General features: G+C 41.4%; 11 protein-coding genes. All 11 read right to left on the bottom strand.

Annotation, left to right across the window (positions count from 1 at the left end; all coding sequences use genetic code 11):
- From GQR47_RS09810 to rsmH, 11 genes are read right to left on the bottom strand one after another with little or no spacing between them, the layout of a single operon-like run.
- Positions 1-921: a D-alanine--D-alanine ligase gene (locus tag GQR47_RS09810; protein WP_165723753.1), complete on the bottom strand. Its 921-nt coding sequence runs from the start codon at positions 919-921 to the stop codon at positions 1-3.
- The gene (murC, locus tag GQR47_RS09805) at positions 918-2,369 is read right to left on the bottom strand and encodes a UDP-N-acetylmuramate--L-alanine ligase (protein ID WP_165723752.1); all 1,452 of its coding nucleotides are present in this window, start codon (positions 2,367-2,369) and stop codon (positions 918-920) included. The genes GQR47_RS09810 and murC overlap by 4 nt, the downstream gene beginning before the upstream one ends.
- Entirely contained in the window at positions 2,370-3,446 is a 1,077-nt protein-coding gene (gene murG / locus GQR47_RS09800) for an undecaprenyldiphospho-muramoylpentapeptide beta-N-acetylglucosaminyltransferase (RefSeq protein WP_024596376.1), read from the bottom strand.
- The gene (ftsW, locus tag GQR47_RS09795) at positions 3,443-4,618 is read right to left on the bottom strand and encodes a cell division protein FtsW (protein ID WP_024596377.1); all 1,176 of its coding nucleotides are present in this window, start codon (positions 4,616-4,618) and stop codon (positions 3,443-3,445) included. Before ftsW ends, murG begins: the two co-directional genes overlap by 4 nt.
- Entirely contained in the window at positions 4,615-5,949 is a 1,335-nt protein-coding gene (gene murD / locus GQR47_RS09790) for a UDP-N-acetylmuramoyl-L-alanine--D-glutamate ligase (protein ID WP_165723751.1), read from the bottom strand. The genes ftsW and murD overlap by 4 nt, the downstream gene beginning before the upstream one ends.
- Positions 5,950-7,032, bottom strand: coding sequence for a phospho-N-acetylmuramoyl-pentapeptide-transferase (mraY, locus tag GQR47_RS09785; protein WP_002957990.1), 1,083 nt, complete (start codon positions 7,030-7,032; stop codon positions 5,950-5,952).
- Positions 7,026-8,414, bottom strand: a complete 1,389-nt coding sequence (murF, locus tag GQR47_RS09780; RefSeq protein WP_165723750.1) for a UDP-N-acetylmuramoyl-tripeptide--D-alanyl-D-alanine ligase — start codon at positions 8,412-8,414, stop codon at positions 7,026-7,028. Before murF ends, mraY begins: the two co-directional genes overlap by 7 nt.
- The gene (gene murE, locus GQR47_RS09775) at positions 8,411-9,889 is read right to left on the bottom strand and encodes a UDP-N-acetylmuramoyl-L-alanyl-D-glutamate--2,6-diaminopimelate ligase (protein WP_165723749.1); all 1,479 of its coding nucleotides are present in this window, start codon (positions 9,887-9,889) and stop codon (positions 8,411-8,413) included. The genes murF and murE overlap by 4 nt, the downstream gene beginning before the upstream one ends.
- Positions 9,882-11,699, bottom strand: coding sequence for a penicillin-binding transpeptidase domain-containing protein (locus tag GQR47_RS09770; protein WP_165723748.1), 1,818 nt, complete (start codon positions 11,697-11,699; stop codon positions 9,882-9,884). Before GQR47_RS09770 ends, murE begins: the two co-directional genes overlap by 8 nt.
- Entirely contained in the window at positions 11,696-12,022 is a 327-nt protein-coding gene (gene ftsL / locus GQR47_RS09765; RefSeq protein ID WP_002957986.1) for a cell division protein FtsL, read from the bottom strand. The genes GQR47_RS09770 and ftsL overlap by 4 nt, the downstream gene beginning before the upstream one ends.
- Entirely contained in the window at positions 12,019-12,957 is a 939-nt protein-coding gene (rsmH, locus tag GQR47_RS09760) for a 16S rRNA (cytosine(1402)-N(4))-methyltransferase RsmH (RefSeq protein ID WP_024606338.1), read from the bottom strand. The genes ftsL and rsmH overlap by 4 nt, the downstream gene beginning before the upstream one ends.
- Positions 12,958-12,979: the final 22 nt, after the last annotated feature.

Below are 12,979 nucleotides of genomic sequence, written 5' to 3'. Positions count from 1 at the left end.
TTAAAGCGTTTGCTCTAAAATGCGAACAACTAATTGTTCAAAAGTTGCCCCGTTCGCTTTTGCAGCCATCGGTACTAGTGACTTTTCAGTCATGCCTGGTACTGTATTTACTTCAAGCAGGTAAAAATTCCCTTGCTCGTCTTGCATAGCATCAACACGACCCCAACCACTTGCACCCACTAAATCAAACGCATCTAGCGATATGGCTTGTAAGTACTTAGTATCTTGCTCTGATAAATCTGCAGGGCAATGATACTGGGTTGTATTTGATTGATACTTAGCTTGGTAATCGTAAAAGCCATTAGGTGTCGTCATCTCAATGACTGGCTGTACATCGTCGCCAAGCACCGTAATTGTAAACTCACGACCAGTGATCCACTGCTCTACAAGTACTTGGTTATCAAACTTAAATGCATTAGCTAGTGCATCTTCAAGCTCTTGTGTTGTACTTGCTTGCGCCATACCTATGCTTGAACCTTCATGCGATGGCTTAACCATTACCTTTTTAAATTCATCCATAATGGCTTTAGCATCAAAACCTTTTTTAGCATCAACTACGGTATAAGGTGCAGTACTTAAACCCGCTGATTTAAATAAGTGCTTACAACGTACTTTATCCATAGCAAGTGCTGAACCGAGTACATTACTGCCCGTGTAAGGCAAGTTCATAAATTCAAGTGCACCCTGCACTGTGCCGTCTTCGCCACCACGGCCATGCAAAGCGATAAAAACGCGATCTACATTTAATTCTTTTAACTCCCACAAAGAACGACTTTGTGGGTCAAATGCAATTGCATCAATACCACAATTTTGCAGCGCATTTAAAACAGCCTGACCCGATCGTAAAGACACTTCACGCTCTGCTGAGTTACCACCTAGCAGTACCGCTACTTTACCAAATTGTGTGTTTACCTGAGTCATACTTCACCTTGCTTAAGTTTTTCTATCGACATACCCGTTGCAGCTAATGTTTTAACTAACTGACCTATATTACCAGCGCCTTGGGTTAATACTAAATCATTGTTTTGTAAATTTGCGGCCAAAACACCTGCAAGCTCAGCATTTGTTGCTACGTGCAGCGGCTCTTTGCCACGTTGGCGAAGGCTACGACATAAGCTTTTGCTGTCGGCCCCTACAATAGGATCTTCACCAGCGCTATACACATCAAGTAATAGCAACTGATCTACATCAGCAAGTACTTTTACAAAATCTTCGTATAAGTCGCGTGTACGAGAAAACCTATGAGGTTGATAAACCATTACTAAACGCTTATCAGGCCAACCTTCACGTACTGCTGCAATTGTTGCTGCAACTTCTGAAGGGTGATGCCCGTAATCATCAACTAACATCACATTGCCCCGCTCGTTTTCAAATTCACCATAATGCTGAAAACGACGACCAATGCCTTCAAACTTATGCAGCGCTTCTAAAATTGCATGATTCGCAATGTTTTGATCTTTTGCAACAGCAATCGCAGCGGTTGCATTAAGTGCATTGTGTCTACCTGGCATATTTAACGTGGCAGTTAAACACTCACCTTGCTTGTTAGTTACTGTAAATGTGCACGTATTAGCTGATTGGCTAAAGTCGCTCATGCGATAATCAGCATCCTTCGATTCGCCATACGTGATAACTGGGCGACCAAAGCGAGGGATAAGCTCTGCAGCAACTTCAGAATCAATACATACAACAGCTAAACCATAAAACGGCAAGTTATGAATAAAATCGACATACGTGTCTTTCATTTTTTCAAAACTGCCGCCGTAAGTATCCATGTGATCTTCTTCAATATTTGTGATCACCGAGACCATTGGCTGTAAGTGTAAAAACGACGCATCGCTTTCATCAGCTTCTGCTATTAAAAAATCACTTTTACCTACTTTTGCGTTACTACCTGCGCTATTTAACAAGCCACCAATAATAAAAGTTGGATCGAGCCCTGCTTGTCCATAAATACTTGCAATTAGGCTTGTTGTCGTTGTTTTACCATGCGTACCCGCAATCGCTATACCGTGGCGAAAACGCATTAGCTCTGCGAGCATTTCTGCGCGGCGCACAACAGGGATTCTTGCGGCTTTGGCTGCAATAATTTCAGGGTTTGTTTCATCAATCGCGCTTGAAACAACCACTACATTGGCATCTTTCACGTTATTTTCATGATGGCCAATAAATACCTCAGCACCGGCTTTAATTAAGCGATCTGTCATAGCGCTATGAGCAATGTCAGAACCTGTAATACGGTAGCCTTCAAAAGCGAGTACTTCAGCAATACCGCCCATACCGGCTCCACCAATACCAATAAAGTGAATGGTTTCTATTCGGCGCATTGCTGGGCGCGTGTGTTTTTCTTGTACTGACGTTTCTTTCACTTATTTTCTCTTATTTGTTACTTGCTCACAGTGCGTTGCTACGCTTGCTGTGGCATCTAAAATGGCTTGTTTTTTTGCATTTGTAGCCATTTCAGTAATTAATGAAGGTTGGGCTAAATATGGGCTTAATAGTTCAACAATTGATTGTTTATTAAACTGCCCTTGTGGCATTAATAATGCGCCATTAGCCATCACTAAATATTGTGCGTTTGCTGTTTGATGGTCGTCCACTGCATGTGGAAAAGGAACAAAAACAGCCATTTTACCTGCCGCTGCAATTTCGCTAACAGTTAATGCACCTGCGCGACAAACAACAATATCAGCCCAGCTATACGCCGCGTCCATATCATCAATAAATTCAGCTATTTTTGTATTACCATCCGCAAAGCCATGCATTTTATAAGCTGTTTCTACAGTAGATAAATGACCCTTACCTGTTTGATGCCATACGCTTATAGGAGCTGTATTATTTAGTACTTTAAATGCTTCTGGTAATGTTTGATTAAGCACTTGTGCACCGAGCGAGCCCCCTACCACTAAAATATTAATAGGGCTTGATACATCGCGTTTGGCTATATTCATAACGCTTTGGCGAACTGGGTTACCTACTAGCTCGGCTTGACCCTGTGCAAAAGCACTTGGAAATGCTGCTAATACACGTGTAGCCACCTTAGCTAGCAGTTTATTGCTCATACCCGCTACAGCGTTTTGCTCGTGAATAACTAACGGAATACCTAAACTCTTTGCGGCAATTCCCGTGGGTCCCGTAACATAACCGCCCATTGCAAGTACTACATCAGGGCGCTGTTCTTTCAATACCTTACGCGCTTGCAATACTGCATTAACTACCATGAATGGGGCTTTAATAAGACGTTTTAATCCGTTACCACGAACACCTTTTACATTAATAAAATCAATATCTATATTATGCTTAGGTACAACGCTTGCTTCCATTCGATCTGGTGTGCCAATCCAGCTAACTTGCCAGCCCTGCTGTTTTAAATAATCAGCCACTGCAATACCAGGAAAAATGTGTCCGCCAGTTCCACCAGCCACTACTACTAATTTTTTACTCATCGCTTACCTCCACCTGAGGTGGCTTGCTTGGTTGCCATTTTGGTTTCAAAATCTACGCGCAATAAGATGCCCGTGGCAATGGTCATAATTAACAAGCTTGAACCACCATAAGAAATAAATGGCAGGGTTAAACCCTTAGTTGGCAAAATACCCGCGCTCGCACCTACATTCACCATGGTTTGAAATGCAAACCAAATACCAATGGCAAACGAAAAATAGCCTTCGTATTCTTTGCCACACTTAAGCGCTTGTTGGCCTATTAATAACGCTCTAAATACTAAAGTAGCTAATACCATTAAAATACTTACAACGCCTATTAAACCAAGTTCTTCACCTATTACAGCAAAAATAAAATCGTTATGCGCTTCAGGTAAATATTGCAGTTTTTGTACACTGTTACCTAAGCCTTGGCCAAACCAACCACCTTGGCTATAAGCCATTAGCGATTGAACCAACTGATAACCTTTACCAAAAGGATCATCCCAAGGGTCTAAAAAGCCAACAACACGCGCCATTCGATATGGTTCAACAATAATCAGTAATACAACCAAACCGACGCCAGTTAGAATAAGTACAAAAAACTGCCATAATTTAGCGCCAGCTAAAAACAGTAAACCAACCGTTGTTACAAACATAACAACCACTGTGCCTAAATCTGGTTGCAGTAAAATAAGCAGCGCATACACTGCAAATACAGCTATTGGCTTTGCAAAGCCTTTAATATTTTCTTGTACTTCTTCGCGTTTTCTTACCAAATAACCCGCAATATAACTAAAAAAGTATAATTTAGCGGCCTCAGCCACCTGAAAACCAACAGGACCAATAGGTATCCATCGTTTAGCACCATTCACTTCACGCCCAACAATCAATACCGCTATTAACAGCACCATGCCTAGTATTAATAAATAAGGGTTGGATCGTTTCCACCAATCCATTGGCACACAAACACTTATCCAAAAAAGCACAAAAGACATTGCCAAAAACATGCTGTGGCGAATAGTAATATGGTATGGGTCATCAAATAACCGCTCAGCGGTCGGCATTGAAGCGCTGGTTACCATGATAAAACCAACACCAATTAACATAATTACGCAGTACAACAGCGGTACATCATACAACTGACCTGAAGGTTTTGGTGTTAATGCATCTCTTATATCGGCAAAAGCAATCATAGTTGCCCTGCCATAACACGTTGAATAAAGTCATCACCACGTTGCATATAGTTGTTATACATATCAATGCTGGCACATGCAGGTGCTAACAAAACAATATTGCCTGTACTACTAAGTACGTTGGCCAAAGCAACGGCTTCTTCCATGTTGTTAGTTAAATAGCTCTTATTGGTAATCGCAGCTAAGTCACTTGCATCTTTACCAAAACAAATTAATGCTTTTACATGCTGTTCTATGTAGGGTTTAAGTGCGTTTAAATCAGCGCCTTTAGCATCGCCACCTGCAATAACAATCAGGTTTTCACCATCACTAGCCAAACTATCTATTGCAGCAATGGTCGCTCCAACATTCGTTGCCTTTGAATCGTTAAAATACTTTACACCGTTAAGCTCAGCTACAAATTGGCAGCGATGAGCCAATCCATTAAATTGACCTAACGCGTTCTTATATTGCGCTTTACTTACTTCAAACGGACTTAAAAGCGCCATTACTGCAAGCGTATTTAAATAATTGTGCTTACCCACTACCGCAAGCGTATCAACAGGTAAAAAGGCATCGCCTTTAAGCATAAAATGAGTTTCGCCATTATGCTGCGCTAAATGGTAATCACCTTGTTGAGCACCAAAGCTGATTAGGGGGGTTGTACCGCGCTCAACTGGATGTGTTTGAATATCGTCGGCATTGACAACAATAAGCTCTGCACCGTCATAAATACTTAGCTTTGAGTCTATATAAGCTTGGTAACTGTCGTATCGGTCAAGGTGATCTTCTGACACATTTAATACCGTTGCACTCACGGGTTTTAAACTCGTTGTGGTATCTAGCTGAAAACTAGATAACTCAAGTACATACACATCAAAATCATCGTTGAGTAAATCAAGCACCGCTGTGCCAATATTCCCACCCAAAGCAACTTTATAGCCGGCTTCTTTTAATACTTCATAAGCGAGCGTAACCACGGTTGATTTACCGTTAGAGCCCGTAACAGCAACAACTGGTTTTGTATTAATACGAGCAAATAACTCAACGTCGCCAATCACTTCAACACCTGCGTTAATTGCATTTGCAACAGCTGGTATTTTTAAGCTAAGCCCAGGGCTTATAATAATCATATTGCTTGAACAAAGCTCTGCGTCATCCAAATTCCCAAAGTGGGTATCTAGATTTGGCGCGTGCTCTTTTAACCAATCAATCCCCGGCGGGGTTGCTCGGCTATCAACGACCTTGGGGGCGAGGCCATGAGATAATAGAAAACGCACAATGCCCAGACCGGTTACACCGAGTCCGAGCACTGTTATTTGTTTGTTTTTTATCTCGTTTAAATACTGCATTTATCGAATCTTTAAAGTAGCTAAGCCAGCAAGCACTAGCACAACAGAAATAATCCAAAAGCGCACAATAACGCGAGGCTCTGGCCAACCTTTTAATTCATAATGATGATGAATCGGCGCCATTCTAAAAATGCGTTGTCCGCGCAATTTATACGACCCCACTTGTAATATTACCGATAGTGCTTCCATTACAAATACACCGCCCATAATAATAAGCAGTAATTCTTGGCGTACTAAAACAGCAATAATACCTAATGCGCCACCAAGTGCTAATGAGCCAACATCGCCCATAAATACTTGTGCTGGGTAAGTGTTAAACCATAAAAAGCCAAGGCCTGCGCCCACAATGGCAGTACACACAACCACAAGCTCACTCGCTAGCGGTAAATGTGGAATATGTAAGTAAGCCGAAAAGTTAATATTACCTGTTAAGTAAGCAATAATTGCCAATGCTGCAGCCACCAAAATAATTGGCACAATCGCCAAGCCATCTAAACCATCTGTCAGGTTTACCGCGTTTGATGTACCTACTATGGCAAAATACGTAAGCACAATATAAAACAAACCTAATTGTGGTAATACGTCTTTAAAAAATGGAACAACAAGAGATGTCTCAGATGCTTGTGCACTGGTAAAGTACAAAGCAGTAGCTACAACTAATGCAATGACCGATTGCCAAAAGTACTTCCACTTAGCAATTAAACCTTTTGGGTCTTTACGAATAACTTTACGGTAATCATCAACAAAACCAACAATACCTAATGAGCCAATTACAAACAGTGTTGCCCACACATATTTATTTGATAAATCGGCCCAAAGTAGCGTGCTGGTAAAAATAGCCGCTAAAATAAGTAAGCCACCCATTGTCGGTGTACCCGACTTAGACAAATGCGATTGCGGACCATCGTCGCGAACTGTTTGACCTATTTGCATACGTTGCAAACCACGAATTAACTTAGGCCCTAAATAAAGAGACATAATTAACGCAGTTAAAATACCTAAAATGGCACGTAGCGTTAAATACGAAAAAACATGAAAACCACTAAAATACTGTGTTAAATACTCTGCCAGCCAAACTAACATTGTGATACTCCATTGATGGCTTGTTGCTGGCCATTAACTAAATCGGTTACTAATAATTCCATGCGAGAACTGCGCGATCCTTTCACTACTATTGTTGTTTTTTTATTCACTTTATTAATACTTTCTTGAATTTTTTGCTGCATCTGTTCGCGGCTCGAAAAGTGGCGATTAGGAAGTTCAAACACATCACTTGCGTATTTACTTAACACGCCTAATGTAAATAACTCATCAATCCCTTGTTCAAGTGCATACTCGCCAACTTCTTTATGGTACTTACGTGCATCTTCACCAAGCTCACCCATATCTCCGAGTGCTAAAATGCGGTGACCTTGCATATCACTTAACAAGTCAATCGCAGCCTTTACCGACTTAACATTGGCATTATAGGTGTCATCAACCACGGTAAGTAAATCAGACACTTCAATTAAATTAACGCGCCCTTTTACATCACCCATTGTGGCAAGTGCATTGGCTATTTCTTCAAGGGTTACATCAAATTCACTGGTCAGCGCCGCAGCGATAAGTGCATTACTAATATTATGCTTACCAGGTAGTGCCAAAGTAACAGGCACTTGCTTGTTTTTAGTGCAAAGCGTAAAGCTTGCACGTGCATTGGCATCAAGCGTGATGTTCTCTGCCCAAATGTCTAGTTTTTCGGTTGTAGAAAAGCGTTTAACATTACGCCCTTCAAGTTTATCTAACCAATACTGGCTAAATTCACTATCGCAATTAACAATGGCAACGCCGTCATCTTTTAGGCCATCAAAAATCTCACCTTTAGCTTTTGCAACGCCCATTAAGCTACCAAAACCTTCTAAGTGAGCTGCTGCAACATTACATACAACGGCCACATCTGGTTTTGTCATTGCCGTTGTGTAAGCAATTTCACCTAAGTGATTTGCACCTAGCTCAATAACAGCAAAACGATGTTGAGGCTCTAAGCGCAATAACGTAAGAGGGACGCCAATATCGTTGTTAAAATTACCTTTAGTAGCTAATACATCACCGTGAACCGACAAAATTGCCGCACACATTTCTTTTACGGTGGTTTTGCCTACACTCCCTGTAATTGCAATTGTTTTAGGCGCCACTTGGGCCATAACAGCGGTGCCAATTGTACCTAGTGCAATACGTGTATCGCTTACTATAAATTGTGGAATATCTACATCAACTTTGTGCTGAACAATAACGCCTATAGCGCCTTTTTGTTTAGCCTCAGCTATAAATTTATGGCCATCAAAATTTGGCCCTTTAAGTGCTAAAAACACTTCGCCATCGCACACTGTGCGAGTATCAGTATTTATATTTAGCACGTGTTGATTATCACCTTGATAATCAGTTGTTAGCACATTAGCTAACCAATCAAAATCCATTGGGATCATTGTGTTATCCCTCTTACTGCTTTTTTTAGTTGTTCTTGTACATAGCGGCGATCGCAAAAGTCGATGCGCTTATCGCCTATAATTTGATAATCTTCGTGGCCTTTACCTGCAATCAAAATAACATCATCAGCTGTAGCATTTTCTATAGCAAAACGAATTGCAGTTGCTCTATCAGCCTCTAAATGTGCATTTTGAGGATGGGTTAGACCGCCTGCTACATCTGCAATAATGTCATCAGGATTTTCAGATCGAGGGTTATCGCTGGTAATAATCACTTTATTAGCGTTTTGCTCTGCAGCTTGCGCCATTAATGCGCGCTTACCTTTGTCTCTGTCGCCACCGCAACCAAATACACAACTTACACCACCTGGCACATGCAACTGCAATGCTTGTAATGCAAGTGCAAGTGCATCGGGTGTATGGGCGTAATCAACAACACACGTTGGCATGCCAGCTTGACTAAAAGCTTGCATTCGACCAGCGACTGGCTGTAACTGCGCACAACCAGCAACTAGTTGCTCAAGCGGATAACCTAGCCCTAGTAATGTAGCGAGCGCTGCCGTTAAGTTATATAAGTTGAATTCGCCAAACAGAGGCGATTTAATTGAAATATCACCCCAACTTGTCGACAACTGCGCCGAAATACCTTCACTTGAATATTCAACATCAGAAAAATAAACGTATCGGGCATTCTTAGGAGCTAAGTTTTTGCGGCCATAACAAATTAGGTTATTAAAATCATACTTTTCAAGCCATTGCTCAGCTTGAAAGTCATCTTGATTGAGCACTACAACTTGCGGTTCAAAATCACGGAAAAGCATTAATTTCGCATCACCGTAACTTGCCATATCACCATGGTAATCTAAGTGATCGCGCGAAAGGTTAGTAAACACAGCCGCTTTAAACTGACATTTAGCAACGCGTTGTTGCACTAGCCCATGAGATGATACTTCCATGGCTACCAGCTTTTTATGCTGCGAATTTAAATCGCTCAAAATATGCTGTAAATCAACCGTTGAAGGCGTTGTGTTTATCAGTGGAATTAAGTTATCAGGATGGCCATAACCTAAAGTACCTATAATAGCCGACTCAGTACTACAAAATTGTGCTAAGTGGGCAATCATTGCTGTGGTAGTCGATTTACCATTTGTACCTGTCACACCAATTAAATCAAGAGTCTGACTTGGTTGGCTATAAAAGCGACTAGCTAATTCTGGAAGCTTTTTATCAAGCTCTGAGACTAAATACAGTGGCTCAAAACTGCTTTCAAATTCACATAATCTGTCAGCAATGATAGCTATTGCGCCATTTTCAATTGCTTTAGCAATAAATTGTCCGCCATCAAGTGTATGGCCTTTAATAGCAACAAATACATCACCTGGCGTTACTTCACGGCTATCAAGGCGTAAATGCTTAACCAGTTGCGAGGGCGCATCTATTTCGATGTATTTTAAAATATCCTTTAAATCACGCATCGTTATCTTTACCTTGTACGTACGCAACCTCTTCCTTGTCAGGCGCTACGTTTAATATTCTTAATGCGTTAGAGATGATTTCTGCAAATGCAGGGCCAGCGGTGGCACCTCCATAGTACACATCACCACCTGGTTCATTAATCATAACTACCACGGCTAAACGAGGATTACTTGCCGGTGCTACACCTGCAAAGTAACCTACATATTCATCACCATAACCACCTGCTACGGCTTTTTTAGATGTACCTGTTTTACCAGCAGCACGATACCCATCAACTTTTATGTTGCGAGCAGTACCGTCTTTTTCAAATACACTTTCCATCATGTGGACTACGGCTTCTACGTCTTTTTGTTTAAAAATACGTTCGCCTTCAGGTATATTATCTTGCTTTAAAATAGTCAGTGGTCGATTAACTCCACCAGCGCCTAACATGGTATAAAAGCGCGCCATTTGCGCAGTACTTACCGAAATTGCATAACCAAATGATAAAGTGGCAATTTCAAAGTCAGACCAACGACGATTTGGATAAAACAAACCACTGCTTTCACCTACCATTCCAGTACCGGTGTCACTGCCAAAGCCTACTTTTTGATATAAGCCAACAAGGTAATCTTTAGGCACTAACTGAGTAACCTTCGCAACCCCCATATTTGAGGAGTACTTTAGTATTTCGCGCAGTGTTAGTTCGCCGTGATTACGAGTATCTCTAACTAAACTACCACCTAAACGCATCCAACCTGGGTAGGTATCAATCGTGTCATCTGCCTGAATGGCGCCGTAGTCTAGCCCAGCTAAAATGGCTAGAGGCTTAACAGTTGAGCCTGGTTCAAACAAATCTGTAATTGCGCGATTACGACGCTTATGAGGTGCAGCATCGCTTAAGTTATTTGGATTAAATGAAGGGCTATTTACCATTGCCAGCACTTCACCGGTTTTAACATCAACTACCATAGCTGAGCCCGATGTGGCTTTGTAAGTCAGTACAGCTGATTTTACAGCTTTGTAGGCAATAGCTTGAATTCGTTGGTCAATACTTAGTTCTATACTTTCTGGCTCTACGCGCTCACGCTCGTCAAGCACTTCTACTTCACGCCCTTGTGCGTCTTTACGTATAGTGCGGCGGCCTTCCTCGCCCGTTAAAGCGTTTTCGTATAGCTTTTCAATGCCTTCAATGCCTTTACCGTCTATATTAGTAAAACCAATAACATGCGCGGTAACCTCACCGGCGGGGTAATAGCGTTTAGATTCATCTAGTAAATGAATACCTGGTAGGCGTAAATCGCCAATATAATTTGCTACAGCAGGAGTAACTTGGCGCTTTAAATAAACAAAGCGACGCGAAGGATCGTTTAAAAGTCGAGAGTTAATCTTCTTAGGATCAATGCGCAATACATCTGCAAGCTCACGCCAGCGTAAATCGTTTTTATAATAAAGTGCAGTACGATTATCAAGCTCGGCGGTATTTTCAGCTAAAGATAAATGATCTTCGCCGCTTTTACGTGCTTGTTTAATTACTTTAGAGACAAGCGACTTGTGCAATGCTTTAGGATCAGCATATACACTTACAACAGGCACACTTACCGCTAACTCTTTACCATTACGGTCAAAAATCATCCCGCGTTGCACATGTAGTTTTTCAACGCGCACGGTACGTTTGTCACTTTCTGAACGTGCTTTATCAGGTTCTATTACTTGTAAATAAGCAGCGCGAGATACGAGTGTTACAAACACCATAAACACAACTGCACACACCAGCATAAAGCGCCATGTGATTAAATTAGTGACTGGTTTTTTGCCTCTATTTCTCATTGTACTATTATTACCTGCTCATCTTGACTCGTAGGTCTTTTCATTTTCAATTGTGATGTAGCTACTTCTTCAATGCGTGCATGTTGCGAATAAAATTCTTCTTCAACAAGTAAGTAGCGCCACTCTAAATCAAGCTCATCGCGTTCTTGTAATAATTGATCTTGCTGTATAAGTTGGCCACGAGCTAAGTGGGTTGTTTGCACAACAGCTAAACTAGAAGCGAATATCACAACCAACAAGGCCGAGGTTAGCTTATTAGCTCCTAGGCCTTTTAATATTTCAAAGAATAAATTAGGTTGCCGATAGCTCGCTTTTTTACTCATCCCAACCTCTGTGCAATCCTAAGTACAGAACTACGAGAACGTGGATTACGCTCTACTTCTGCAGCACTTGGCTTAATAGCTTTACCCACTGCTTTTAACGTCAGATTTTTATTTATTTGTGCATCAGTTAAAGGCAGACCTCTGGGTAATGCTTCTCCCTTACTCTGTTTTCTAATAAACTGTTTTACAATACGGTCTTCTAAAGAATGAAACGAAATCACCACTAAACGTCCGCCTGGCTTTAGCACTTTAACTGCAGACTGAAGCGCAGTTTGAATTTCTTCAAGCTCACTATTAATGTAAATACGAATAGCCTGAAAAGTACGGGTAGCTGGGTGTTTAAACTTATCTTTTACCGGTACAGCTTCATCAACAAGGTCAGCAAGCTGCTTGGTAGTTGTGATTGGCGTGTGCTCACGAACTTCAAGTACTTTGTGTGCAATGCGTTTACCAAACTTTTCTTCGCCCAATTTTTTAATTACGTGGGTAATATCATCCAACTCAGCCTCTGCTAACCACTGTGCAGCACTGCGACCTGTTGTAGGGTCCATACGCATATCGAGTGGGCCGTCTTTCATAAAACTAAAGCCACGCTCAGCATCATCTAATTGTGGTGACGAAACACCAATGTCTAATAAAATGCCATCGACTTTACCAATTAGATCGTTTTGCTGTGCTACTTCGTATAAGTTTGAAAAGCGAGTGTGTGCAATTGCAAAACGTGGGTCATCAGCAAATTTTTCAGCTGATTGTATTGCTTGTGGATCTTGGTCAATTGCTTGCAGGCGACCTTCATCACCAAGGCGTGCTAAAATTTGCCCAGAGTGGCCACCACGTCCAAATGTACCATCCATGTATATACCGTCTGGCTTAATTGCAAGGGCATCGATGGTCTCATCCATTAATACGGATACGTGTTCAAATTGCGCTGTCATTAGCTATTGTGTGCCTTTTTTT

The sequence above is a fragment of the Pseudoalteromonas sp. Z1A2 genome (genome assembly GCF_011378755.1).
Lineage (GTDB): Bacteria > Pseudomonadota > Gammaproteobacteria > Enterobacterales > Alteromonadaceae > Pseudoalteromonas > Pseudoalteromonas distincta.
Note: the sequence above shows the minus strand (reverse complement) of the source record. Positions and strands in the feature narration are given on the sequence as shown.

Coding starts and splice junctions, on each gene's coding strand:
- murF (WP_165723750.1), bottom strand. CDS start 8,414: ATGATCCCAATGGATTTTGATTGGTTAGCTAATGTGCTAACAACTGAT.
- murG (WP_024596376.1), bottom strand. CDS start 3,446: ATGAGTAAAAAATTAGTAGTAGTGGCTGGTGGAACTGGCGGACACATT.
- ftsL (WP_002957986.1), bottom strand. CDS start 12,022: ATGAGTAAAAAAGCGAGCTATCGGCAACCTAATTTATTCTTTGAAATA.
- ftsW (WP_024596377.1), bottom strand. CDS start 4,618: ATGATTGCTTTTGCCGATATAAGAGATGCATTAACACCAAAACCTTCA.
- mraY (WP_002957990.1), bottom strand. CDS start 7,032: ATGTTAGTTTGGCTGGCAGAGTATTTAACACAGTATTTTAGTGGTTTT.
- GQR47_RS09770 (WP_165723748.1), bottom strand. CDS start 11,699: ATGAGAAATAGAGGCAAAAAACCAGTCACTAATTTAATCACATGGCGC.
- GQR47_RS09810 (WP_165723753.1), bottom strand. CDS start 921: ATGACTCAGGTAAACACACAATTTGGTAAAGTAGCGGTACTGCTAGGT.
- rsmH (WP_024606338.1), bottom strand. CDS start 12,957: ATGACAGCGCAATTTGAACACGTATCCGTATTAATGGATGAGACCATC.
- murD (WP_165723751.1), bottom strand. CDS start 5,949: ATGCAGTATTTAAACGAGATAAAAAACAAACAAATAACAGTGCTCGGA.
- murE (WP_165723749.1), bottom strand. CDS start 9,889: ATGCGTGATTTAAAGGATATTTTAAAATACATCGAAATAGATGCGCCC.